The 23,187-nt window shown below is 62.8% G+C and carries 20 protein-coding genes; 1 reads left to right on the plus strand and 19 read right to left on the minus strand.

Annotation, left to right across the window (positions count from 1 at the left end; all coding sequences use genetic code 11):
- Positions 1-9: 9 nt before the first annotated feature.
- Together rlmN and ndk are read right to left on the minus strand one after the other, a co-directional pair.
- Positions 10-1,185 carry a dual-specificity RNA methyltransferase RlmN gene (rlmN, locus tag MRBLMS1_RS06220; RefSeq protein ID WP_034752035.1) on the minus strand — a complete coding sequence of 392 codons (1,176 nt, stop codon included), beginning with the start codon at positions 1,183-1,185 and terminating at the stop codon, positions 10-12.
- 125 nt (positions 1,186-1,310) lie between these two features.
- A complete protein-coding gene (gene ndk, locus MRBLMS1_RS06225; RefSeq protein ID WP_034752036.1) occupies positions 1,311-1,727 on the minus strand; it encodes a nucleoside-diphosphate kinase in 417 nt (138 codons plus the stop codon).
- Between the two features lie 232 nt (positions 1,728-1,959).
- Between ndk and MRBLMS1_RS06230 the strand changes: the two genes are divergently transcribed.
- Positions 1,960-2,634 carry a Bax inhibitor-1/YccA family protein gene (locus MRBLMS1_RS06230; protein WP_411268305.1) on the plus strand — a complete coding sequence of 225 codons (675 nt, stop codon included), beginning with the start codon at positions 1,960-1,962 and terminating at the stop codon, positions 2,632-2,634.
- A gap of 57 nt (positions 2,635-2,691) precedes the next feature.
- On the opposite strand, the gene MRBLMS1_RS06235 is transcribed toward MRBLMS1_RS06230, so the two are convergent.
- The 17 genes from MRBLMS1_RS06235 to MRBLMS1_RS06315 form a co-directional block, all read right to left on the minus strand.
- Positions 2,692-3,537, minus strand: a complete 846-nt coding sequence (locus tag MRBLMS1_RS06235) for a LysR family transcriptional regulator (protein WP_072452605.1) — start codon at positions 3,535-3,537, stop codon at positions 2,692-2,694.
- A gap of 12 nt (positions 3,538-3,549) precedes the next feature.
- Positions 3,550-4,710, minus strand: a complete 1,161-nt coding sequence (gene cfa, locus MRBLMS1_RS06240) for a cyclopropane fatty acyl phospholipid synthase (RefSeq protein WP_485878983.1) — start codon at positions 4,708-4,710, stop codon at positions 3,550-3,552.
- 254 nt (positions 4,711-4,964) lie between these two features.
- The gene (locus MRBLMS1_RS06245; RefSeq protein ID WP_485878402.1) at positions 4,965-5,999 is read right to left on the minus strand and encodes a cupin-like domain-containing protein; all 1,035 of its coding nucleotides are present in this window, start codon (positions 5,997-5,999) and stop codon (positions 4,965-4,967) included.
- Between the two features lie 76 nt (positions 6,000-6,075).
- Positions 6,076-8,013 carry a glycosyl hydrolase family 18 protein gene (locus MRBLMS1_RS06250; RefSeq protein ID WP_485878404.1) on the minus strand — a complete coding sequence of 646 codons (1,938 nt, stop codon included), beginning with the start codon at positions 8,011-8,013 and terminating at the stop codon, positions 6,076-6,078.
- A 397-nt stretch (positions 8,014-8,410) separates the two neighbouring features.
- Complete coding sequence (gene rlmD, locus MRBLMS1_RS06255) at positions 8,411-9,754, minus strand: 23S rRNA (uracil(1939)-C(5))-methyltransferase RlmD (protein ID WP_128142400.1); 1,344 nt, start codon at positions 9,752-9,754, stop codon at positions 8,411-8,413.
- A 132-nt stretch (positions 9,755-9,886) separates the two neighbouring features.
- A complete protein-coding gene (rpoS, locus tag MRBLMS1_RS06260) occupies positions 9,887-10,918 on the minus strand; it encodes an RNA polymerase sigma factor RpoS (RefSeq protein WP_128142399.1) in 1,032 nt (343 codons plus the stop codon).
- Positions 10,919-10,926: 8 nt separating this feature from the next.
- On the minus strand, positions 10,927-11,844 hold the full coding sequence (locus MRBLMS1_RS06265; protein ID WP_485878985.1) for a peptidoglycan DD-metalloendopeptidase family protein: 918 nt from the start codon (positions 11,842-11,844) through the stop codon (positions 10,927-10,929).
- A 42-nt stretch (positions 11,845-11,886) separates the two neighbouring features.
- Positions 11,887-12,777, minus strand: coding sequence for a protein-L-isoaspartate(D-aspartate) O-methyltransferase (locus MRBLMS1_RS06270; RefSeq protein ID WP_485878406.1), 891 nt, complete (start codon positions 12,775-12,777; stop codon positions 11,887-11,889).
- A 9-nt stretch (positions 12,778-12,786) separates the two neighbouring features.
- Positions 12,787-13,524 carry a 5'/3'-nucleotidase SurE gene (surE, locus tag MRBLMS1_RS06275; RefSeq protein ID WP_139089970.1) on the minus strand — a complete coding sequence of 246 codons (738 nt, stop codon included), beginning with the start codon at positions 13,522-13,524 and terminating at the stop codon, positions 12,787-12,789.
- 94 nt (positions 13,525-13,618) lie between these two features.
- Positions 13,619-16,084 (minus strand): tetratricopeptide repeat protein, encoded by a 2,466-nt coding sequence (locus MRBLMS1_RS06280; protein ID WP_485878408.1) that lies wholly within the window; start codon positions 16,082-16,084, stop codon positions 13,619-13,621.
- 19 nt (positions 16,085-16,103) lie between these two features.
- Positions 16,104-16,709 carry a toll/interleukin-1 receptor domain-containing protein gene (locus MRBLMS1_RS06285; protein ID WP_034752049.1) on the minus strand — a complete coding sequence of 202 codons (606 nt, stop codon included), beginning with the start codon at positions 16,707-16,709 and terminating at the stop codon, positions 16,104-16,106.
- Between the two features lie 270 nt (positions 16,710-16,979).
- The gene (gene yoaA, locus MRBLMS1_RS06290; RefSeq protein ID WP_411268306.1) at positions 16,980-19,034 is read right to left on the minus strand and encodes a DNA repair helicase YoaA; all 2,055 of its coding nucleotides are present in this window, start codon (positions 19,032-19,034) and stop codon (positions 16,980-16,982) included.
- 43 nt (positions 19,035-19,077) lie between these two features.
- A complete protein-coding gene (locus MRBLMS1_RS06295; RefSeq protein WP_034752051.1) occupies positions 19,078-19,278 on the minus strand; it encodes a YdcH family protein in 201 nt (66 codons plus the stop codon).
- A 128-nt stretch (positions 19,279-19,406) separates the two neighbouring features.
- On the minus strand, positions 19,407-20,126 hold the full coding sequence (locus MRBLMS1_RS06300) for a hypothetical protein (protein WP_485878411.1): 720 nt from the start codon (positions 20,124-20,126) through the stop codon (positions 19,407-19,409).
- 16 nt (positions 20,127-20,142) lie between these two features.
- Positions 20,143-21,240: a cell division protein ZapE gene (gene zapE / locus MRBLMS1_RS06305; protein WP_034752052.1), complete on the minus strand. Its 1,098-nt coding sequence runs from the start codon at positions 21,238-21,240 to the stop codon at positions 20,143-20,145.
- A gap of 70 nt (positions 21,241-21,310) precedes the next feature.
- Positions 21,311-22,741 (minus strand): dihydrolipoyl dehydrogenase, encoded by a 1,431-nt coding sequence (gene lpdA / locus MRBLMS1_RS06310; protein ID WP_034752057.1) that lies wholly within the window; start codon positions 22,739-22,741, stop codon positions 21,311-21,313.
- Positions 22,731-23,120, minus strand: coding sequence for a PspC domain-containing protein (locus MRBLMS1_RS06315; RefSeq protein ID WP_485878414.1), 390 nt, complete (start codon positions 23,118-23,120; stop codon positions 22,731-22,733). The genes lpdA and MRBLMS1_RS06315 overlap by 11 nt, the downstream gene beginning before the upstream one ends.
- Between the last annotated feature and the right edge of the window lie 67 nt (positions 23,121-23,187).

Consider the following 23,187-nt stretch of genomic DNA (forward strand, 5'->3'; position numbering starts at 1 on the left):
CTTCCCTCATCAGGAGCGGATCTCCACGATCTTGCCGAAATTGGCACCAAATTTCTGTTGATACTCAGTCATCTTTTCCATGCGTTCCTGCACCCGCGTGCGGTCCTTGACTTCACCGGCCAGCTGGCCGCAGGCCGCGTCGATATCGTCGCCGCGCGTCTTGCGCACGGTGGTGATGATGCCGCCATCCATCAGCACCTGAGCGAAGGCCTTGATGCGCGGGTTTTTCGAGCGGAACAGGCCCGACTCGGGGAAGGGGTTGAACGGAATCAGGTTGAACTTGCAGTTCACGCCGAACTCGCGGTCTTGCACCAGCGCCAGCAGCTCGCGCGCGTGCTCGTCGCTGTCATTGACGCCATCGAGCATGCAGTATTCGAACGTGATGAAATCGCGCGGGGCGAATTCCAGGTAGCGCTTGCAGGCCGCCATCAATTCCTTCAGCGGGTATTTTTTGTTCAGTGGGATCAAACCGTCGCGCAAGGCATCGTTCGAGGCGTGCAGCGAGACGGCCAGGGCCACCGGCACTTCCTGCGACAGCTTGTCCATCATCGGCACGACGCCCGACGTCGACAGGGTCACGCGGCGGCGCGACAGGCCGTAGGCGTTGTCGTCGAGCATCAATTTCAGGGCCGTGACGGTCGGCTCAAAGTTCAGCAGGGGCTCGCCCATGCCCATCATGACCACGTTGGTGATCTGGCGCTCGCCTTTCGGGCCCGGTTCGATGCCCTTGGTGCGGCGCAATTCGAATTCCGCCATCCACAGCTGGCCGATGATTTCGCCGACACTGAGGTTGCGGTTGAAGCCTTGCTTGCCCGTCGAGCAGAAACGGCAGTTCACGGCGCAGCCGGCCTGGGTCGAGATGCACAGGGTGCCGCGGTTTTCTTCCGGAATGAACACGGTTTCCACGGCATTGCCATTGCCCACGTCGACCAGCCACTTGCGCGTGCCATCCGTCGACGTGTGGTCGCTGATGATGGCCGGGGCGCGCACTTCGGCGCGCGTGGCCAGCTTGTCGCGCAGCGACTTGGCCAGGTCCGTCATGGCGTCGAAATCGGAGGCGCCGAACTGGTGTATCCAACGTTGTAATTGTTTCGCACGAAACGGTTTCTCTCCCAACTCGGCGCAGTAAGCGATGAGTTGCGCGGGATCGAGGTCCAGCAAGTTGGTGAGGGTCGTCGTATTCATGATCTTGTCTATTCTAAAAATCCGTCCCCGCGCGCATCCGGAGCGAAAACTCCACAGCGCAGCGGGAACAGGGGGTGATAAGTTATTTCACAGATAACGCCAGGAAATAACGTTATCTAAGGCAATTAAGCCTTCAGTTCTGGGAAGAAGTAAGCGATTTCCACTTTAGCAGCTTCGACAGCGTCGGAACCGTGTACGGCGTTTGCGTCGATCGAATCGGCGAAATCGGCGCGGATCGTGCCTTTTTCTGCTTTCTTCGGATCGGTCGCGCCCATCAGGTCACGGTGGGCCAGAACGGCGTTTTCGCCTTCCAGGGCTTGAATCATGACTGGACCGGAAACCATGAAGTCGACCAGATCCTTGAAGAAGCCGCGTTCTTTGTGCGCTGCGTAGAAGCCTTCAGCTTGTTCGCGCGACAGTTGGGTCATGCGTGCTGCAACGATTTTCAGGCCAGCGTTTTCAAAACGCGAGTAGATTTGACCGATTACGTTTTTTGCAACTGCGTCTGGTTTGATGATCGACAGGGTGCGTTCGATTGCCATGTGTGAAAACTCCAATAAAAAGTAAGGTTTAAAACGGTAAATTGAGAACTCAATCAACCTTTGATTTTACCATACTCCACCCCATATCACCCAGACAGGCAGGGGCATCTTGCCGCCCTGTCCCTGTTTAATGAAATCTTAAGCTGCTTTTTTGGCAAATTCCGGCCCTCATGCTATCCTTGAGTAAAGCAGTAACTTGAATTGACAACACGGAGGCACTATGAATCAGAACATGCAACGCACCTTTGACCTGTCGGGGGGCATGCAGCAAGTCCGCCATCAGGTCTTGCGCAACACTTACTGGCTGCTGGCGCTGTCCATGATCCCGACCGTGCTGGGCGCCTTCATCGGCGTGCAAATGCATTTGCCGATGCTGACCGGCGGCATGGGCTTCATCATCTTCATGGCCGTCGCATTCGGCTTCATGTACGCGATTGAAAAGACCAAGAACTCGGGCCTCGGCGTCGCCGTCCTGCTGGGCTTCACCTTCTTCATGGGCCTGATGCTCACGCCACTGTTGACGCGCACGCTCGGCTACTCGAACGGCGGCATGCTGATCATGACGGCATTCGGCGGCACGGCCACCATCCTGGCCGTGATGGCGACGATCGCCACGGTCTCGAAGCGCGACTTCTCGGCCATGGGCAAATGGCTGTTCGCCGGCGTGATCGTGCTGATCCTGGCATCGGTGGCAAATATTTTCCTGGGCCTGTCGGCACTGTCGATCGTGATCTCCATGGTCGCCATCGCCATCTTCTCGGCCTACATCCTGTATGACGTGCAGCAAATCATCAACGGCGGCGAGACCAACTACATCTCGGCCACCCTGCGCATCTACCTGGACGTGTACAACATCTTCACCAGCCTGTTGTCGCTTTTAGGTTTCGCCGGCGGCAGCCGCGACTAAGCATTGCGCTTAAACAAAAAGCCGACCTTCGGGTCGGCTTTTTTACGTCCACAGCATTTACTTGATCCTCTCCGCCACCTCGAGCAGGCAGGCGCGGGCGCGGTCCAGGGTCGGGTTGTCGCGCTGGGCTGCGTAGACGGCGTAGGCGGAATGCGAGAATTCGGGCGCGTCGCGCACGCGGTGCAGCAAGCCCGCATCGAGATAGGGTTGCGCGCTGCCGATGCGGAAGTAACTGGCACCGCCCGCTTCCAGCAGGTAGACGAGGGCCAGCGGGCCCAGCGAGATCGACACGGGCGGGCTGCTCAGTTCCGGATACGCGGCCTGGTGGTTCGCGGCAAACGCCGGGCCCCAGTCCACGTACACGTACGTATCGGCATGCATCTGCCCGTCGGCGCGCGTGGTCACCATCACCAGCTTTTCCTCGGCCAGCAATTCGCTGGCCAGGCCCGGACGCTGCGGCGGGTTGTACAGCACGGCCAGGTCGAGCGAGCCGTCGTGCACGGCGTCGAGCAGGCGCGCGGGGCTGTCGACTTCCGCGCGCAGGGCGATCTCGGGGCAATCGCGGCTCATGCGTATCAACCAGTCGCCGAGCAGCGGCTGCCACAAGCTCAGTTCGCAGCCGATACTGACGGCGTCGTCGCGCCCCGGCGGCAAGGCTACCTGATGGCGCGCCCGTTCCCACACCTGCACCATGGTGGCCGCATGGCGCATGAAGCGCTCGCCGGCCGGCGTCAGGCGCGCGCCCGCCTTGTTGCGCACGAACAGCTGGCGCCCCAGTTGCTGCTCCAGGGTGCGGATGCGGGCGCTGACAGCCGTCTGCGTCACGTGCATGCGCTCGGCCGCCATGATGAAGCTGCCGCAGGACGCCACTTCGAGGAAGGTACGCGCTTGATTGATATCCATCAGTCCATGATATCAGCTGACACGCTCATAGCCGCCCAATACGCCCTGCTTCGACAGCACCCATTGCCACAGCTGCAAATCGCGCGCGCGGAAGGCGCCCGCGCAGGACAGCAGATAGTAGGACCACATGCGGTGGAAGCGCTCGCCCAGCTGGGCGGCAAAGCGCGGCCACGCCTGCTCAAAATTGGCATGCCAGGCCATCAGGGTCTTGTCGTAGTCGGCGCCGAAGTTGTGCAAGTCTTCGGCCACGAACAGATCGTCCATGGCGTCGCCGATCTGGCCGATCGACGGCAAGTCGCCATTCGGGAAGATGTATTTGTCGATCCACGGGTCGCACGTGGAATGGCGCTTGTTTTTGCCTATCGTGTGCAGCAGGAACAGGCCGTCGTCTTCCAGGCAGCGGTGCGCCACTTCCATGAAGGTACGGTGATTCTTGTGGCCCACGTGCTCGAACATGCCGATGCTGACGATGCGGTCGAATTTTTCATCGGTGTCGCGGTAGTCCTGCAGGCGGATGTCCAGCTGTTCGCCGCCCGGCATGGCGCGCGCATACGCGGCCTGCTCTTGCGAAATCGTCACGCCCACGCACCGCACCTGGTATTTTTCCGCCGCATAGCGCATGAAACTGCCCCAGCCGCAGCCGATATCGAGCACGCGCATGCCCGGCTCCAGGCGCAGCTTGCGGCAGACCAGATCGAGCTTGGCCTCCTGCGCCTCGGCCAGGTTGGCCGCATCCTTCCAGTAGCCGCACGTGTACGTCATGCGCGGGTCGAGCATGGCCGCATAGAAGGCGTTACCGAGGTCGTAGTGCTCCTTGCCCACCATCCAGGCGCGGCGTTCCGTCTGCAGATTGAACAGGCGCGCGGTCAGCGCGTGGAAGGCCAGGCGCATCGGGCGCACGTCGTCGCCCAACCTGGCGCGCAGCAAATGGCAAAAGAATTCGTCGAGCTGCTGCGCATCCCAGTCGCCGTCCATGTACGCTTCACCGAGGCCCAGGTTGCCGCTGGCGAAGGCGCGCTCGGGCACGCCCGGCTTGCGCAGCTGCATGTCCCAGGCGGCGCGGCCATTCAAATGGATGTCGGCCCTGGCCAGCAGCTCGGCCGCTTCGCGGGTCAGCCGCGTGTCGAGCCGAAGTTCAGTACGATCTGCTGGTGCTTGCTGTAACTGTGTCATGTGCTGCGTGTTCATGCCCTGCCGCCTCCGGATAGTTGTCGGTGCTGGCGCCGCGCCAGCCATCAAATTATCCGCCCGCCACCGCCCTCTGGATAATGAAACATCGTGGCCATTCATATCAAAATAATTGCTTCAAAAATGATTTTAATCAAATATTTTATGGAAATATCTTATACAAGAAGCGCACCGTAGCATGAAAAAAGCCGCCCACAAGGCGGCTGTTCGCGGCAAGTTCACGCCATGCGACGGCACAATCAAAAGTCGTGATTAGGCGGATACTTGCTGTAAAAATCGTTATCCCATTTGAAGTTGGTAAACGCCACCGTCATCGATACGTCGAGCGCTTCGACGAAATGCCAGCAGCCGACGGGCAAAAACAGGATCTCGCCCGGCGCCAGCACACATTCGCGCACCTGCACGTCGGCCATCAGCGGGTAGCGCCGCACGTCGATGTCGCGCCCGTCGACTGGCGTAAAACAGTGGCGCTGGTTGTACACGCGCGCCACCTCGCAGGCGGCCATGATGCGCAGCCGCTTGCGCCCTTTGACCTGCGCCATGAAGTTGTTCGTCAGGTCGTGGTGGAATGGCGTCACCGTGCCGGCCGGGCCGAACCACAGAAACCCTGTGGTGCCGCCATCCTGCTTCAGGTATTCGGGCAGCTGGCCGATATCGTCCCACAGCTCGCGCAAGGCTTGCCGGTTCTGCGAATCGTTATTCGCCGTCATATAGAAATCGTTGGTCGCGCCGCTGCCCTCGACCAGGCTCGCATACTCGCCAAACGCCATCTTGCGCTTGTGGGCCACGCTGTTCATTTCGTACTGATCGTCCGCCTCACGGCCGAACTGCACTTCCACTTCGCGCTGCGCGTAATGCTCGCGGAAATAGGCGGGGCTCCACTTGGCCATGGCGGGCCAGTCGGCCATCATGCCCGTGATGATGACGGGCTGGTTGGTAGAGTAGTACTCGTCGAGGAATTCCTGCGCGGAGAGCTTGTCGCGGCGGGGAATCTCGGGGTCGCGCAGCTGGTTCAGCTTGCGCTGGATATCGATCACCCAGTCGCGCTTGGCCAGGCGGTTCGACAGGCGCACGGCGCCGGCCAGATAGGGACTCTGCAGCGCCAGCTCGATTTCGCGGCGCGCCAGGGGCTCCGCGATGCCCGCCTGTTGCAGCACCGGCATCAGCGCCGACGGGTGGCTGCCCAGCATGAGGTTTTCCGCGATCCAGCTGCGCCACTCGCGGCTCAGCTCCTGTTCCGGATGTTTTACTCCGAATGTCGATACCGCCGCCATCGCCCGTCTCCTGTTTTTATGTGAACAAGCGGCCGGGCAGCAATGCCGCCCGGCCGCGTCTTACTCTACTCCAGTGTTACCGCACTTTCCACACCTCGGTCGCCAGCACGCCATTCGCGTCGCCATCGAGTTCCCACGAGAACGCGCCGCGCAAGCCCTGGTCCTTCACGTACTTGACCTTGGTGCCGATGACGGTCGGATCGTCATAGCTCCACCACTGGCCGCCCGCGCCCGTGTACAGGTACAACTGCTTGGTCACGGGATGGTAGTAGCGCGTTCCAGCCTTGGCGACGAGGATTTTGTAGTCCTCGATGCCCGACTCGTACGTGCCCGGCGCCATGCCCGTGGCCGCCTGGTACAGGCCATCGCCATTCGGCCCCGGCGCCACGCCCGTCCAGCCACGGCCATAGAACGGTATGCCCAGCAGCAGCTTGTCGCGCGGTACGCCGGCGGCAATCATGTACTGCACCGCCTTGTCGCCCACGTATTCGCGCGCCATGCCCGTCGACGGATCGGCAGGGTCGGCAAACAGCTGGGCGTTGAAGTTGGTGCTGTTTTCCCAGCCGCCGTGGAAGTCGTAGGTCATCAGGTTGATCCAATCCATGTACTGCGAGTACAGGGCCGGTTCCGTGTTGTCGATCTTGTCCTTGCCGGCGCCGACAGCCGCCGTCAACAGGTAGCGCTTGCCGTTGGCCGCGCCCAGCGCATCGAGCTGGCTGCGGAATTCCGCCATCAGCAAGGTGAAGTTGCGCTTGTCGTTGGGGCTGACCGTGTTGTACGGCTGGCCGCCGCCGACCGGATATTCCCAGTCGATGTCGATGCCGTCAAAGATGTTGGCCGCCGCGCCCACGCCGCCGCGACCGCCCTGCACCGGCAGGTTGCCCTTGATGTAGATGTCGATGCACGAACGCACCATCTGCTTGCGCAGCGCATCGGTGGCAGAACCGACGGAGAAGTTCTTCGACCAGCTCCAGCCGCCCAGCGAGATGAACAGCTTCAGGTTCGGGTGCGCCGCCTTCAGTTTTCTCAACTGCAGGAAGTTGCCCGACAAGGGAGCATCCCAGGGAATCGCCTGGCCATCGACGGTGCGCTTCGGCGTGCGGATGTAGTCGGCCTCGGCATCGCCGCCCGTGCCCGCATCGGGCGAATTCGGATTCGTCGCGCCCGGCTCCGTCTTCGTGATCATGGCGCATTCATAGCCGCCGTTTTTCGGATAGATATTGCCGAAGGCGTAGTTGATGAAGGTCAGCTTGTCGGCCACGCCGCTCGTGTGCACGTTCGCCACTTCATAGTCGCGGCCATACACGCCCCACTGCGCAAAATAGGAACCGACTTCGCGGCCCGTTGGGGTCGGCGTTGGCGTTGGCGTTGGCGTTGGCGTTGGGGTCGGAGTAGGTGTCGGGGTAGGAGTCGGGGTAGGAGTCGGTGTTGGCGTAGGAGTCGGCGTCGGTGTTGGCGTGGTGCTGCAGATCTCCTGGCTGGTCCATGGCTTGCCCGTGCCGGCGCCGCCGCTGCTGGTCGACGGGTTGTCGCCCTGCGTCCAGTAATTGGCGCGGTAGTTCGTGCCCGCATAGCTGACGGTGGCGCCCGCGCTGTAAGCCGTGCCGGCCGCCCACGCCAGTGCGCAGGTGCCGCCGGTTGGCGTCGGGGTCGGAGTCGGTGTTGGGGTCGGCGTTGGTTCCGGTGTCGGGGTCGGCGTCGGCGTCGGGGTGGGAGTCGGCGTCGGGGTCGGCGTGGTGCCGCCGTCGCAAGTGCCGCCGGCGCTCCACAGGCTAGGCGTGGAAACGGGATTCCAGCCCGAGCCCACGTGATCGGTCTGCGTCACCAGGGCCGTGTAGTTGGCCCCCAGGTAAGTAACCACCGTGCCGGCGTTATACGTGCCGCCCTCCTGCCACGGCACGCAAGCGACGACCGTGCTGGCCGCCAGCAATTGCGAACCAGCCGGCGCGCCGGCGTCACCGCCGCCGCCACCGCATGCCGCCAGCACACCGCCGCTGGCCAGACATACCATCATGTTCCTGATTGTTTTTTTGAGTATTAAATTTTCCACGTTGTCTCCTGTTCAGGTTTGCAGAAATGCCACTCTGCTTCGTAAATAACTACCCTGTGATCTTGTTTTTTTGCAGTTGCAAGAACAGCATGCTGCTGAAAAAATAGGCGGTCAAGTGGTTTTGAAGTGGCATCAAAGTGAGCAATACCACTTCAAACAGAAAGCGCAGCGGAGGGTGCAAACGGCGTGTTGTCCTACTGGACAATCAAAAAACGGCAGAGGGAGGGTGAAAAAAGACGCTGGAACGGAAAAAGACAGACCAGTTTTATAACACGGTGTAAGTGGTATTGCGACAGCTTGCTGCGCCGCTGAATGCGGCAACGGCGGGTGCCTGCCTGGCCACCCGCCGTATCAGACAGACTTACTGAGGCAAATCAAATACAGCCATCGATTCGACATGCGAGGTATGCGGGAACATGTTGACCACGCCCGCCTTGCTCAGCACATAACCGGCTTCCAGCGCCAGGATGCCGGCGTCGCGCGCCAGGGTCGACGGGCTGCACGAGACGTACACGATACGTTTCGGCAGCAGATCCGGACGCACTTGCGACAGGCCGACCAGCGCCTGGCACAGGGCCATGGCGCCGTCGCGCGGCGGGTCGACGAGGATGCGGTCGAACTTGCCCAGCGCGATCAGATCATCCGTCGTCACTTCGAACAGGTTGCGCGTCGAGAACGAGGTTTTTTCCGCCAGGCCATTGGCCAGCGCGTTTTCCAGCGCCCGCTCCGTCAGGGTGGTGCTGCCTTCGATGCCGACCACTTCGCTGCCTTGCGTGGCCAGCGGCAAGGTGAAATTGCCCAGACCACAGAACAGGTCGGCCACGCGGTCCGTCGGCTGCACTTCCAGCAGGCGCAGCGCTTTCGACACCAGCACGCGGTTGATGTGGTGGTTCACCTGCGTGAAATCGACGGGCTTGAACGGCATCTTGACGCCGAATTCCGGCAGCAGGTAGTGCAATTGCTTGTCGAGCGGATAGAACGGCACGGCCGTTTCCGGGCCTTTCACCTGCAACCACCATTGCACGCCGTACTCGTCGGCAAAGGCTTTCAATTTCGTTTCGTCGTCCGCCGTCAACGGCGCCATGATGCGCAAGACCATGGCGGTGACGTCTTCGCCCACGGCCAGCTCGATCTGCGGCATCTGGTCGAAAATCGACAGCGAACCGATCAGCGCACGCAGGGGCAGCAGCATGGCGGAGATGTGCGGCGGCAGGATTTCGCAGCTATCCATGTCGGCAACGAACGCCGATTTCTTTTCATGGAAGCCCACCAGCACGGCGTCTTTCTTCTTGACGTGGCGCACAGACAGGCGCGCGCGGTAGCGGTAGCCCCATGTCGGGCCGTACATGGGGCGCATGATGCTTTGCGGACGCACCTTGCCGATATGCCACAGATTGTCTTCCAGCACGCGCTGCTTGATCGCCACCTGCGCCGACGGTTCCAGGTGCTGCATCGAGCAGCCGCCGCAATTGTCGAAATGCTTGCACTTGGGCGTCACGCGCATCGATGATTCGCGGTGCAGCGCCGTCATGCGGGCCATTTCCCAGTTCTTCTTTTTCTTGAACGTCACAAAGCTGACGCGCTCGCCCGGCAATGCGCCTTCGACAAACACGACCTTGCCCGGCGAGCCGTCTTCGTTCTCAATATGGCCAACGCCACGGGCGTCCATGTCGAGCGATTTGATTTCGATGATATTTTCTTGCATAGCGATCAATAGGTAAGAGTGAGCCAGGACGCAGGGCCGCGCTGGAACTTGAAAGAATGGGGGAAAGGTCAGGCGCCGCGAGCGGGGCGTATGATAGCAGATGCGGCCCCGGAAATACCGGGACCGGGCGTCCTACAATAATGAGTCGCGCACGACGCCGCGTGCCGCCATGGCGCGTTTCAGTTTAATCAGCGCTTCCTGCTGGATCTGGCGCACGCGCTCGCGCGTCACGCCCATTTCCTCGGCCAGGGTTTCCAGGGTGGCCGGATCGTCGTTGTCGAGGCCGAAACGGCGCATGATGACGACGCGCTGCTTGTCGGGCAGCTTGGTCAGCCAGTCGCGCACCAGCACCGTCATTTCATGGTGTTCCGCGCGCGCGTCGGGACTGTCTTCGCTCGCGCCGGGCAGCATGTCCATCAGCGACGACTGCGGGTCGTTGTCGAGCGGCGCGTCGAGCGAGGTCGCGTGCTCGGACAGGGCCAGGATATCCTGCACTTCCTCCACGGGACGGCCCACGAGGTGGGCGATGTCTTCCGCCGTGGCATCCTTGCCGTCGTGGTGCTGGGCTTCCAGGTGGTATTTGCCGCGCAGGATCTGGTTCAGTTCGCGCACCATGTGCACGGGCAGGCGCACCGTGCGCGCCTGATTCATGATGGCGCGCTCGATGCTCTGGCGTATCCACCAGGTGGCGTAGGTAGAGAAACGGAAACCGCGTTCGGGCTCGAACTTGTCGATGGCGCGCATCAGGCCGATGTTGCCCTCCTCGATCATGTCGAGCAAGACCACGCCGCGGTTGATGTAATGCTTGGCGATCGACACGACGAGGCGCAGGTTGTGCTCGATCATGGTTTGCCGGGCTTCGAAATTGCCCTGCTTGGCAAGGGTGGCGTAATGCACCTCTTGCGGCGCCGTCAGCAGGGGCCGCGTGCCGATCTGGTTCAGATAGTGCTGCGTGGTATCGGTCGACAGCTCGGCCGCCAGCACTTTTTTCAGTTCATCGACACTTTCGACCACCACGCTGACGCTGGCCACCTCGCCGCCCTCGCCCGCGTCGACGGCGTCAATGCCGTCGAGCTCGCCGATATCGTCCGTCACGACTTCGTCTGCCCCGTCTTCCGGCAGTTCCGGGTCATCGTCCAGCTGATCGTGCGGCGCGTGTGTCATTGCTTTACCTAACGGTTAGGCAGGAATTTCGAAGGATCGACGGGCTTGCCCTGCTGTCGGATTTCAAAGTGCAGCTTCACACGGTCGGCATCGGAATCGCCCATTTCCGCGATGGCCTGGCCTTTGTTGACGTTCTGCCCTTCCTTCACCAGGATGCTGCGGTTATGCGCATACGCCGACAATAAACTATTACTGTGCTTCACGATGACAAGATTACCATAACCACGGATTCCGCTCCCGGCATACATGACTTTTCCCGCGCCGGCGGCCACCACTTGCTGGCCCGCCTTGCCCGCGATATCAACGCCCTTGTTCTTGCCTTCGTCGAAAGTGCCGATGACCTTGCCTTCGGAAGGCCACATCCAGCTGATCTTGTCGTCGCCAGGCGCCGATGCGGCAGGAGCTGCCGCGGCGGCGGCAGGTGCCGTGGCGACGGTTGCCGCCGGCGCTGGCGCCGGCTTGGCGTCGCTGGTGCCGCCATCGGCGCGCAGCTCGGCCAGGGTGGCGTCGGAATACGCGCGCTTCTCGCCGCGCGGACCCGTTTTCTTCGGCACGACAGGCGCGGCCGGCTTGACTTCCGTCGACGGCGGCATGACGATGGCAGACGTTTGCGCGCCGCCCGTGTCGCCAGTTGGCGGCAGCACGCGCAATACCTGGTCGACCTTGATGTCGTTCGGGTTGCTCAAGTCGTTCCAGATCACCAGGTCGCGGTAATTCTGGCCATGCTCGAGGGCGATGCGCAGCAGGGTGTCGCCGCGCTTGACCGTGTAATAGGCCGGGTCGCGGTCGCGCGGATCGCTGGCGGCGGCGCTGCTGCTCGGTGGGTGGCGCTCCACGACGGGCGCCTGGACGCCGGTCGTGCCGCAACCGCTCAACAGCGCGGCCAAGGTGATGCTACATAGAAGTATGTTACTTTTCTTAATCATTCGCATGTAATTGTATGTCCTGCTTGCTAGCTGATCCGGGGATCATATGGTGCCCGGGCGCAAAGGCACGAAATGGCAATCTTCCAGGGTCTGGCTGGTCCATTCCATTTTCCCCACCCGGGTAATGAGTTGTAAGTGTTGCAATTTAGCCCCCACCGGCGCGACCAGACGCCCGCCGGGCGCCAGCTGTTCCAGCAGGGCTTGCGGGACTTCCAGGCCGGCTGCGGCAAGGATGATCCCGTCGAAGGGCGCCGCCTGCGGCAGGCCAAGCATACCATCTCCGTACTGCAAGCGCAGATTCGACACGCGCAGCGGGCGCAAATTGGCCTTCGCCAGCTCGTGCAAAGGCCGGATACGCTCGATCGAATACACCTCTTTCGCCACCAGCGACAGCACCGCGGCCTGGTAGCCGCAGCCCGTGCCGATTTCCAGCACGCGCTGCAGCGCGCCGCCCTGGCGCATCACTTCGATCATGCGCGCCACGATGTACGGCTGTGAAATGGTCTGGTGGTGGCCAATGGGCAAGGAAGCGTCGATATACGCCTGCGACGCCAGCGCCTCGTCCATGAACATGTGGCGTGGCACGGCTTGCAGCGCGTCGAGCACGACCTGGTCCTTGACGCCCTGCTTCGCCACGCGGGCCACCATGGCCCGGCGCACGGCCTCCGAGACGAGCGGGTTTTGCCGCGGCGGCGACACGACGGCCGGCTGCGCCCGCTCATTGGCGATGGCTTGCGCGCGCGACGGAGCGATGGCCGCATGCGCGCCATACGGCTGCGCCACGCCGCGCGCCGCGTTTTGCGCCGCATTCTGCGTGGCCGTCTGCGGCGTGGCGATCCGGGACTGGGCCAGCGACTGCCCCCCGCCCTGCCTGGCGGGCTTGCCCGCCAGCGAATCGAGGGAAAGGGGGAAGGTACGCGGCTTGTCAGTCATAGTGAGCGGTCATGCCAGGCCTTTTGCCAGTGCATCGAGTTGGGTGGTATGGGTCAAGTCGATCTGCAGCGGCGTGATCGATACTTGTCCATGTTCAACGGCATGGAAATCCGTGCCCGGACCGCCTTCCTTGGCCGCGCCGGCCGGGCCGATCCAGAAGATCTCACGGCCACGCGGGTCGAGCGCGCGGATGACGGGCTCTGCCGAATGGCGCTTGCCCAGGCGCGTGGCCACCACGCCTTGCAATTGCGCGTAAGGGATGGCCGGGATGTTCACGTTCAGCAGATACGGTTTTTGCAGGGCGTCAAACTGGCGTTCGACGATTTCCCTGGCCACGCGGGCGGCCGCGTCCAGGTTGGCCCAGCCGAACTGCGACTGGGAAAAGGCGATGGCGGGAATGCCGAACAGATAGCCTTCCGTGGCGGCCGCGACGGTGCCCGAGTACAGGGTGTCGTCGCCCATGTTGGGGCCGTTGTTGATGCCGGACACCACCAGGTCGGGGCGCTCGATGAGCATGCCCGTCAGCGCCACGTGCACGCAGTCGGTGGGCGTGCCGTTGACAAAGTAAAAGCCGTTGGCGGCCTTGTGCACGGACAAGGGCCGGTCCAGGGACAGCGAATTGGACGCGCCCGAACGATTGCTGTCGGGCGCCACCACGACGATGTCGGCGATGGGTGCGAGCGCGTCGGCCAATGCCTCCAGGCCGGGCGCCAGGTAACCGTCGTCGTTACTGATAAGAATTCTCATAACGAGATTTTACCTGAAGCAATGCCCACACTGCGCATGCCGCACGCCGATAGGCAGCATTTTTTGTGCCGCCGCGAGAAGATGGGGCGCCAGGTCAGCGCTGTTCGATGCGCGCTTCCGACAACGCCCCTTCCAGCGCCTGCACTTCATCCTCCTGCAAGGCCAGCAAGGCATTCAGGTCGCCTTGCAACTTGTACATTCTTTTCAGCTGCGCCATGCCGCGCCTGCGCAGCTTGCCCGGCACGCCCGGGCGCAGCAGGCAAGACTTCAAATGTTCGGCCAGTTCGCCCGCCTGCGGATACTGTTCCCGCTCGATCATGCCTTGCAACATCGAGATCATGCTGGCCAGGGTGTCCGGCTCGGCCCCTTCGTGGCCGCTGGCACGGCCGGCCAGGATGGTTTCCTGCAAATGCCGCGCACCGTCGAGCACGCTGTCCGCATGCCCCGTGACGGGGGCGTTCAACAGCCGGTCGCTGCCGCTGAGCACGGCATCTTCCAGCAGGCGCGCCGCCTCGCTGTCGCCCTGCTGCTGCAGGGTGCCGGCCAATTGCGTCTTGCTGTGCAAGGTATCGAGGTGGTCTTCGCCCAGCAGGCGCGCATGCACTTCCAGCACCTGCTCCTGCACGCTGCGCGCCGCATCGAGTTCGCCACGCCGCAGCAGCGCCTCGGCCAGCTTGCGCTGGCTCATCAAGGTTTCCGGATGGTCGAGCCCGCGCGTGCGCTCGCGCGCCGCCACCTGGTCTTCGTGCAGCTGACGCGCGCCGGCCCAGTCGCCCTGCCCGGCCACGATGTCGGCCAGCAAGTCACGCGTGGACAAGGTGGCCACATGGTCACTGCCCAGGCGTTTTTCCTGCACCTGCAGCACGGCGGCGAGCAGGCGCCGCGCACCCTCCAGGTCGCCTTCACGCCCCAGCGCCTGCGCCAGGGCCAGCTTGCTGCGCAAGGTATCGCCATGCTCGGCGCCAAACAGGCGCTCGCGCGCCGCCACCACCGTAGCCAGCACTTGCTGTGCCTGCGCCAGCCGGCCCATGCGCAGCAAGGTGGCGGCACGGCCATCCATCGCATCGAGGGTCAGCGGATGCTCGCCGCCCAGCTGGCGCGCATAGGTGGCCAGCACCGTATCCTGCAGCAGCAGCGCCGCCGCCAGCTCCCCCTGCTGCAACAGGGTTTGCGCCAGGCAGGCCCGGGCGGCCAGGGTTTCCGGATGTTCGCCGCCCAGCACGCGTTCGCGCACGTCGAGCACGTCTTCTTCCAGGAAGCGGGCTTCATCGAACTTGCTCAGCTGGCGCAGCAGGCGCGCCATGCCGCTCTTGCACGCCAAGCTGTCGGGATGCTCCTCGCCCAGCAGGCGCACGCGGATCTCGACGCTCTGGCGAAAGGCGTCGAGCGCCTGGGCGCTGCGCCCATCCTTGCGGTACAGCTCGCCCAAACGGGCCAGGTCGCGCGCCAGCGGCAAGGCCACGGCGCGGCCCGGCTCGGCCAGCAAGGCCTGGCGCGCTTCACTGATGGCGCCCAGCAAGGCGATTTCACGGCTCGACTGCCATGGGAAGTAGCCGCCCGTCAGCCACTGCAAAAAAGCTTCGAAGGTGCGCGTGAGGGAAAAGCGGTCGCCGCCCTGGTCGATGCGCACGGCCAGCTGCTCGCCATAGGCAAAGGTTTTCGTCTGCTGCAGCTGGACTTCGTCGAAATAGCTGTCGAGGGCGATCTGCGGCAAACCGTAAGAGGTGCGCAGCAGGCGCTCGAACATGGGCTGGAAGCCGGCGATGCCCTTGTGCGCGTCGCCGCGGCGCCACTCGGCGCGCTGAGCGCCATCGCCCATTTCTATACGCGACGGCAAGGGATACACGAGCAGCGGACGCTGTTCGTCTTCATGGCTGCGGCGGTACTCGATGGCCCGCGTGACGAGCGCGTCGACGCCTTCCAGGCTTTGCCGGTTCGGCGTGAAGACCACCACGAGCTTTTTCGGCAGCAAGGTGGTGCAGATGCCGGCGCTGTCCGTGCGGCCCGTGCGCGAATCGACGAGCACGTAGCGAAAATGCTGGGCCAGGGTATCGGCGAAGCAGCGGAACAGGGCCGGGCACGTGTCGAACAGCTGATCCCAGCGCATCTGCGCCAGGCGCTCGCTGTAGCTGGCGTCGAAGCGCCCCGCGCGCATCAGGTACAGCGGACTGCCCTGGTCGACGCGCACCACGTACTGCTGCCAGTCGATGGCGTCGAGCACGCGCTGGGCCAGCGCCGCGTCCTCGCGTCCTGTGCCCTGTCCACCGGCGCGCCCGCCCGCCGTTTCCAGGCTGATGCGTTCGAGCTGCTGGCGGCACGCTTCGAAGAACTCGAGCACGCCCGGTCGCTCCTCGTGCTGCTCGAAATAATGGTGCAAGCCCGGCGCTTCCATGTCCCAGTCCAGCATCAGCACGGGCACGCTGGCGTTTTCACGGCGCGCCAGCAAGACGGCGATATTCGACAGGGCCATGGTGCGGCCGGTACCGCCCTTGTAGGAATAGAAAGTGACGACTTCGCCAGGGGCGCTCAAAGGCGGCAGGGAGAGGCGTTGGCATTCCATGACAGGACCTTTTACGTGATTAACGTGGAAAGTGGGGAGGCGGAATGGCGCGCCATTCCGGTGGAATATCGGGCAACACGAAACGGCTGCAATCGTGGCCGGGCGGTGTTGACCGCTTGAGCAAGTGGTAATGCGTGGCGATGCGCTGCACGATGCGTTCGATGTCGGGCAGATATTGGGGGTTTGACTTCAGGTCGCCGCTGGCCAGCGTATAGCCGGAAAAATCGACGTACAGGCCCGACTCCGTGATTTGCGGCGGCAAGCCGTCCGGATGGCGCGTCATGATGATGGGAATGATCAAATGACTGGGCAGTTCATACCAGGCACGCCGCTCCTGCTCGATCAGCTGCATGGCGGCAAATTCGCGCCGCGTATAGCCGTGCGCTTCATATTTGGGCGTGTACAGCACGATCATGCAGACGCTCTGGCACATGGCCCGCGCCACGCGCAAGTCGATATCGTCGCCGCCGCCCAGCTGCTCGCTGTCGATGAACAGGACCTCCTCGCGGTCCAGGTGCGGCTCCAGATAGCACGCCAGCGCCTCGATGAGGTCATTCTTGAACTTGTTCATGAACGCATATTGGCCGTGTGCATAACTCAAGAAACAGCCGTAGCGGATCTCCATGGCATCCCCCTGTTCCCCGTGCGGCCCTGCCATCGCCGCGCCTTGCCCCTGTAAGGCATGGGCTCACTGTAGACCGCTCAGCAACAACCTTTTTGCGCTGGCGCAAAGATGTGTCTGGCGTCCTGGACATGCGTCACAATGCCAGAAACTGGCGTGATTGCGCCGCTTTCTGGCATGACAAGCGCGCAAGCGGGCCGCGCGTGAAAAACGCTACTCGCTTGATAACAAAGGGAAATAAGCCGGCGCGCGGATGGCGCCGGCAAGCGGAACTTAAGCGCCCTTGGCGGGCAGGTTGCGGAAGAACTCCACCACTTCGGCGGTATCGCGCGTGCGCTTGAACGGCGGCAGGCTTTGCCAGATGCGCTTGCCGTATGGCTTGGAAATGAGGCGCGGATCGCAAATCATCAGTACGCCCCGGTCGCCTTCGTCGCGGATCAGGCGGCCCGCGCCCTGCTTCAGGTTGATGATGGCTTCCGGCAGCGAATGGTGCATGAAGCCATTCTTGCCCTGCTTTTCCATCACTTCGATGCGCGCGGCCAGCACGGGGTCGTCGGGCGGCGCGAACGGCAGCTTGTCGATGATCACGAGGGACAAGGCATCGCCGCGCACGTCGACGCCTTCCCAGAAGCTCTGGCTACCGATCAGCACGCCATTGCCGGCCGCGCGGAACTGGTCGAGCAATTCCGTGCGGCCCTTTTCTCCCTGCACGAACAGGGGGAAGTTCAGGCCCCGCTGCCTGAATTCGTCGGCCAGGCGCTCGGCGGCGCGCTTGACGGCGCGCAAGGTCGTGCACAGGAAGAAGGTGCGCCCGCCCGCCGCCTCGATGATGGGCAAGGCGCAGTCGATGACGGCGTCCGTGTAGCCGAGCGAGTTCGGTTGCGGCAGGTTTTGCGGCACGAACAGCAAGCCTTGCTGGCCATAGTCGAACGGCGACGGCCACGTATGCGACGGCTCGCCCGTCAAGCCCATCTGTTCAGAAAAATGCTTGAAGTCGTTTTTCACGGCCAGGGTGGCCGACGTGAAAATCCAGCTGCGCGGCGTGCCTTCGCGCTGGTTGTTGAAGATCGGCGCGATCGACAATGGCGTTTTATGCAACTGCAAAGAACTGGAAAACGCTTCCACCCAGAACACGGCTTCCTCGCCGGCCGCCACTTTTGCTTTCGGATCGAACTTCCAGCCGCTCAGCTGCTGCGCCAGCTCGACGCCGCGCACTCTGCACTGCTCCAGCGTTTCCGCCCGTTCCGCCTGGGTTTCCAGCACGGCCACCATGCCATCGAGCTCATCCTTGAGGGTGTCGAGCGCGGGGAAAAAGTCGCTCGACGGGGCGATTTGCGGCAAGGACAGGCGCACGATGTCCTGCGGGAAGGTCAGACGCAGGTCGCGCGCCGCCTTTTCCACCACCGTGACGGTCTTGGCCCAGTCGATGCCGCGCGCGTGCGCGAGGCCTTCGGCCAGCACGTCGCGGCACAGCTCGAGGATTTGCGAGGTCGATACCGTATTGCCAAAGAACAAAGTGGCCGTATCGGGCAGCTGGTGCGCCTCATCGAAGATGATGGTATTGGCCGACGGCAGCAACTCCGCCACGCCCGTGTCTTTCAGGGCCACGTCGGCAAAGAACAGGTGATGGTTGACCACCACCATGTCGGCCTGCTGTGCTTCCTTGCGGGCCTTCATCACGAAGCAATCCTGGTAGTACTGGCATTCGGCACCCATGCAGGTGTCGCGCGTGGACGTCACCAGGTTCCAGATCATGGCGTTTTCCGGCACCTTGGCCAGCTCGGCCTTGTCGCCGGAACTGGTCATCTTGATGAAGCGCGAGATTTCCCGCAAATGGCCCACGTCGTCGCGCGACGTCATGCGGCCGTTTTGCAGGGTGCGTTCCAGGTGGTAATGGCAGACGTAGTTCGAGCGGCCCTTGAGCAAGGCGACGGAAACGGGCGCCTGCAGCGCGGCGCGCACGGTGGGGATATCGCGCAGGAACAATTGATCCTGCAAGTTCTTCGTGCCGGTGGATACGATGGTCTTGCCGCCCCACATCAGGGCCGGTACCAGATAGGCGAAGGTCTTGCCTGTGCCCGTGCCCGCCTCGGCGATCAGGGTCGTCTGGCTGTCGATGGCGCTGGCGATGGCTTTCGCCATTTCCGTTTGCGAACGGCGCGGCTTGTAGCTGCCCACGGCCGGACCGAGCGGGCCGCCGGCGCCAAACAGGCGCTCGATGTCGGCATCATGCTTGCCAGGCGCCGCCTGCGGTTCGGCTGGCAGACTGGCTTGCGGATCGGCCGGCTGGCCATCTGGGCTTACTGGCAATAAATTGTGATCGGTCAAAATATACTTAGGTGAAGGCTGGACTGGACGCTACTGGCGCCCCTCAGGCGGGAACGTCGGGCACCAACTGCATTTTCAGCAAGGTGATGTGATCCTTCAATTGCAATTTGCGCTTTTTCAGGCGGCGCAGCTGCAGCTCGTCATGGTGGCCATCGAGTATCAGCAACTCGATGACGGCATCGAGGTCGCGGTGTTCCACGTTGAGTTCAATCAGGCGCCGCTCTATTTGCTGTGCATCGCTCATGTGTTGCGTTCCAGGCAGTGTTACTGACAATGTTGGGAAACCGGCGTGCGCAGGCAGCCATGGTGCGTAGTTTAACCTGCCGCGCGCCTTAGGGCACGCCATTTCCGGCGTGCCCTTGCACGGCAGTCTTAATTGGCCGGCGGCACAGGCACAGCAACGGCTGGCGTGCTGGCGGCGGCCGCCGCCTTGGCAGCCCTGGCCTGCGCTTCGGCCTGGCGCTCGGCCAGGCGTTGCGCCACCCGTTTCTGGCGCTCAACGGCATCCGCCTGTTTTTTCGCATAGGCGGCTTCACGGGCCGCGCGGCGCGGCGCTTCGGCCGCATCGGCGGCGGCCTGTTTCGCCACCTTCGCCGCTTGCTCGGCCTCGCGTTCGGCAAGGCTCTTGCCTTGCGGCTTGGGCGGCGCCGGCTCGGGCGTGACCACTTTCACGGGCTTGGGCACGGCCGCGGCCCGCTGCTCGGCGTCGAGGCGCGCACTTTCCTGCGTCCTGGCCAGGTCGATATCGCGCAGGCGCACGGATTCGGCCCGCTTGAAGTAATTCGCTTCCGCATCGACGGCACGCAGGCGCACGAGGATCAGGCGGCGCTTTTCCTTGGCCTTGTCGAGGCAGCTATTCACGAAAAACTTGTCGTAGCACTCGATTTCGCGCGCGGCAAACTCGTTTTCCGCCGCCTCGCGCTCGCTGGCCGACTGCTTCAGCTTGGCGTCCGCTTCTTCCACGGACAGGGTCGCGGGCACCTGCGGTGCGCCGACCTCATCCAATGCCGCGGCACCCTGGTGCGCGCAGGCGGACAACGCCAGGACCAGGCCCAGCGCCGCACCCAGCTTGTATAGTGTATTTGCCATCATGTTCATTATCCCTGCCTCAAACGATCGCGTCGGCCGCGCCGCGCTGTTCTTTTTCCATGTATTCGCGCGATTGCATCTCGATGATACGCGAAACGGTGCGGTGAAACTCGTTGGCCAGCATGCCGTTCGTGTACAGCTCATCCGGCGGCACTTCGGCTGACATGATCAGCTTGACCTTCTGGTCGTAAAACACGTCGATCAGCCACGTGAAGCGGCGCGCCTCGGACGACTGCGCCGCCGACATGGCCGGTATGCCGGACAATATCACCGTATGGAAGCGGCTGGCGATTTCCAGATAATCATTTTGCGAACGGGGGCCGCCGCACAAGGTGGCGAAATCGAACCAGATGATGCCGCCGGCGCGGCGCAGGCAGTGGATTTCGCGGCTCTCGATGCGGATGCGCGCGTCTTCGTCGGCCGTCTCGGCGATGCGCGTGTAGGCGTCGCGCAGGGCCTTGTCGGTTTCCGCGCCCAGCGGGGTATAGTAACTTTCCACCTGCTCCAGCGCGCGGCCGCGGTAATCGACGCCGGCGTCGACGTTCATCACGTCGAGCTTGTCCTTGAGCAGCGCGATGGTCGGCAGCATGCGGTCGCGGTGCAGGCCGTCCGGATACAGCAGGTCCGGGTCGTAATTCGACGTCATGATGAAAGACACGCCATTGGCGAACAGGGCCGACAGCAGGTTGTACAGGATCATCGCGTCGGCAATGTCGGAGACGTGGAATTCATCGAAACAGATGAGGCGGTATTTCTTGGCGATGCGCTTGGCCACCTCGTCGAGCGGGTCGGCCACGCCTTTCAATTCATCGAGCTGCTGGTGCACGCCGCGCATGAATTCATGGAAGTGCAATCGCGTCTTGCGCACGAGGGGCACGACCGAGTAAAAACTGTCCATCAGGAACGATTTACCGCGCCCCACTCCACCCCACATGTACACGCCTTTCGGCACGGCAGGACGGTTCAGCAGGCGCTTGAAGGTGCTCGAGCGCTGGCCCTTGTAGGCCACCCACTCGTCATAGCACAGCTGCAGGCGGTCGACCGCGCGCCTTTGGGCGGCATCGGCCTTGAAATCACGCTTCTGCAACGCGTGCTGGTAAAACTCTTCTACGTTCATGGGATTCGCTTTAACGCACAAGGGCGCCGGCGGAAAAAATCCGCGAGCGCCCCTGAAGGACTAACTACAATTAAAAGTTCAACGTGCGCTTGTCAACCGCCAGTGCCGCTTCCTTGGTCGCTTCCGACAGGGATGGGTGAGCGTGGCAGATGCGCGCGATGTCTTCGGCCGAAGCCTTGAATTCCATCGCCACGACGGCTTCGGAAATCAGTTCGGACGCCATCGGGCCGACGATGTGCACGCCGAGGATTTCATCGGTGGTCGCATCGGCCAGGAATTTCACCATGCCCGAGGTGTCGCCCAGCGCGCGCGCACGGCCGTTGGCCATGAACGGGAAGGTGCCGGCCTTGTAGGCGATGCCTTCCGCCTTCAGGGTTTGCTCGGTCTTGCCGACCCACGCGATTTCCGGCGAGGTGTAGATCACCCACGGAATCGTGTTGAAGTTGGTGTGGCCATGCTGGCCAGCGATACGCTCGGCCACGGCAACGCCTTCTTCTTCTGCCTTGTGCGCCAGCATCGGGCCACGCACGACGTCGCCCACCGCCCAGACGTTCGGCAGGTTGGTCTTGCAGTCGCCGTCGACGGCGATGAAGCCGCGCTCGTCCAGCTGCAGGCCGACTTTGTCAGCGCCCAGGCCGTTGGTGTTCGGCGTACGGCCGATCGAGATGATCAGCTTGTCGAACACGGCTTTTTGCGCTTCGCCCTTGGCGTCCACGAATTCCACGGTGACGTCTTTCTTGCCTGGCGTGATCGCACCGATCTTGCAACCGAGGTTGATCTTCAAGCCTTGCTTGGTGAACAGCTTCGACGCTTCCTTGGCGATCTGCTCGTCGACGGCGCCCAGGAAGACCGGCAGGCCTTCGAGCACGGTGACGTCGGAACCCAGGCGGCGCCAGACGCTGCCCATTTCCAGACCGATCACGCCGGCGCCGATGACGCCCAGCTTGGCTGGTACGGCGTCGATGGCCAGTGCGCCCGTGTTCGACAGGATCAGTTTCTCATCGAATGGTGCGCCCGGCAGTTCGCGCGCGTTCGAACCCGTGGCGATGACCACGTGCTTGGCCGTCAGGGTTTCGTTGGCTTCGCCCGTCACGCTGATGTCATACGTGCCGGCGGCGGCAGCGGCGAAAGCGGCGCGGCCGTGGAAGAAGGCGATCTTGTTCTTCTTGAACAGGTACAGGATGCCGTCGTTGTTTTGCTTGACGACCGTGTCTTTGCGCTTGAGCATCTGGCCCAGGTTCAGCTTCAGGCCGGCGACGTCGATGCCGTGCTCGGCGAAGCTGTGGCCCGCGTGTTCGAAATGCTCGGACGATTGCAGCAGCGCTTTCGACGGGATGCAGCCGACGTTGGTGCAGGTACCGCCAGGAGCGGCGCCGCCCTTGGCGTTCGACCACTCGTCGACGCAAGCGACGGAAAAGCCCAGCTGCGCTGCGCGGATGGCGGCGATGTAGCCGCCAGGGCCCGCACCGATGACAACTACGTCAAATTGTTTAGTACTCATGTTTTGTTATTCCAATCTCTTCGTCTGGTACGAAAATCCACAATAGAAGGTAAATCACCACGCCGAAGCCGAAGGTCAATGTAAACAGGACGAAGACGAGGCGCCAGATCCACGCTTCCATGCCGGAAGCGCGACCCAGGCCGCCGCAGACGCCGCCGAGCCAGCGGTCGTTGCGCGAACGGCGCAGGCGGTTGAATTCCTGCACCAGGTCGTTCGCCGGGCCGGCAGCCGCATCGGCGCCGGCGCCGGACTTGCTGTCCGGCTTGTCCAGGTTGATATTGCTCAGGAGCTTGGCTTTCGCTTGCGCGAATTCCGCGTCGCTCAGGGCGCCCGCCAGGTGCAACTCATGCAGACGCTTGATTTCTTCAGAGATGTTCATAGGAATCCTCTTTCATTGAGATCAGCCAGCTGCGTCTTCTGGCAAGGGGTATCAGCTACATTGCCCC

The sequence above is a fragment of the Massilia sp. LMS1-1-1.1 genome (assembly GCF_040815535.1).
Lineage (GTDB): Bacteria > Pseudomonadota > Gammaproteobacteria > Burkholderiales > Burkholderiaceae_D > Janthinobacterium > Janthinobacterium aestuarii.

Coding starts and splice junctions, on each gene's coding strand:
- rlmN (WP_034752035.1), bottom strand. CDS start 1,185: ATGAATACGACGACCCTCACCAACTTGCTGGACCTCGATCCCGCGCAA.
- ndk (WP_034752036.1), bottom strand. CDS start 1,727: ATGGCAATCGAACGCACCCTGTCGATCATCAAACCAGACGCAGTTGCA.
- MRBLMS1_RS06230 (WP_411268305.1), top strand. CDS start 1,960: ATGCAACGCACCTTTGACCTGTCGGGGGGCATGCAGCAAGTCCGCCAT.
- MRBLMS1_RS06235 (WP_072452605.1), bottom strand. CDS start 3,537: ATGGATATCAATCAAGCGCGTACCTTCCTCGAAGTGGCGTCCTGCGGC.
- cfa (WP_485878983.1), bottom strand. CDS start 4,710: ATGACACAGTTACAGCAAGCACCAGCAGATCGTACTGAACTTCGGCTC.
- MRBLMS1_RS06245 (WP_485878402.1), bottom strand. CDS start 5,999: ATGGCGGCGGTATCGACATTCGGAGTAAAACATCCGGAACAGGAGCTG.
- MRBLMS1_RS06250 (WP_485878404.1), bottom strand. CDS start 8,013: ATGATGGTATGTCTGGCCAGCGGCGGTGTGCTGGCGGCATGCGGTGGC.
- rlmD (WP_128142400.1), bottom strand. CDS start 9,754: ATGCAAGAAAATATCATCGAAATCAAATCGCTCGACATGGACGCCCGT.
- rpoS (WP_128142399.1), bottom strand. CDS start 10,918: ATGACACACGCGCCGCACGATCAGCTGGACGATGACCCGGAACTGCCG.
- MRBLMS1_RS06265 (WP_485878985.1), bottom strand. CDS start 11,844: ATGATTAAGAAAAGTAACATACTTCTATGTAGCATCACCTTGGCCGCG.
- MRBLMS1_RS06270 (WP_485878406.1), bottom strand. CDS start 12,777: ATGACTGACAAGCCGCGTACCTTCCCCCTTTCCCTCGATTCGCTGGCG.
- surE (WP_139089970.1), bottom strand. CDS start 13,524: ATGAGAATTCTTATCAGTAACGACGACGGTTACCTGGCGCCCGGCCTG.
- MRBLMS1_RS06280 (WP_485878408.1), bottom strand. CDS start 16,084: ATGGAATGCCAACGCCTCTCCCTGCCGCCTTTGAGCGCCCCTGGCGAA.
- MRBLMS1_RS06285 (WP_034752049.1), bottom strand. CDS start 16,709: ATGGAGATCCGCTACGGCTGTTTCTTGAGTTATGCACACGGCCAATAT.
- MRBLMS1_RS06295 (WP_034752051.1), bottom strand. CDS start 19,278: ATGAGCGATGCACAGCAAATAGAGCGGCGCCTGATTGAACTCAACGTG.
- MRBLMS1_RS06300 (WP_485878411.1), bottom strand. CDS start 20,126: ATGATGGCAAATACACTATACAAGCTGGGTGCGGCGCTGGGCCTGGTC.
- zapE (WP_034752052.1), bottom strand. CDS start 21,240: ATGAACGTAGAAGAGTTTTACCAGCACGCGTTGCAGAAGCGTGATTTC.
- lpdA (WP_034752057.1), bottom strand. CDS start 22,741: ATGAGTACTAAACAATTTGACGTAGTTGTCATCGGTGCGGGCCCTGGC.
- MRBLMS1_RS06315 (WP_485878414.1), bottom strand. CDS start 23,120: ATGAACATCTCTGAAGAAATCAAGCGTCTGCATGAGTTGCACCTGGCG.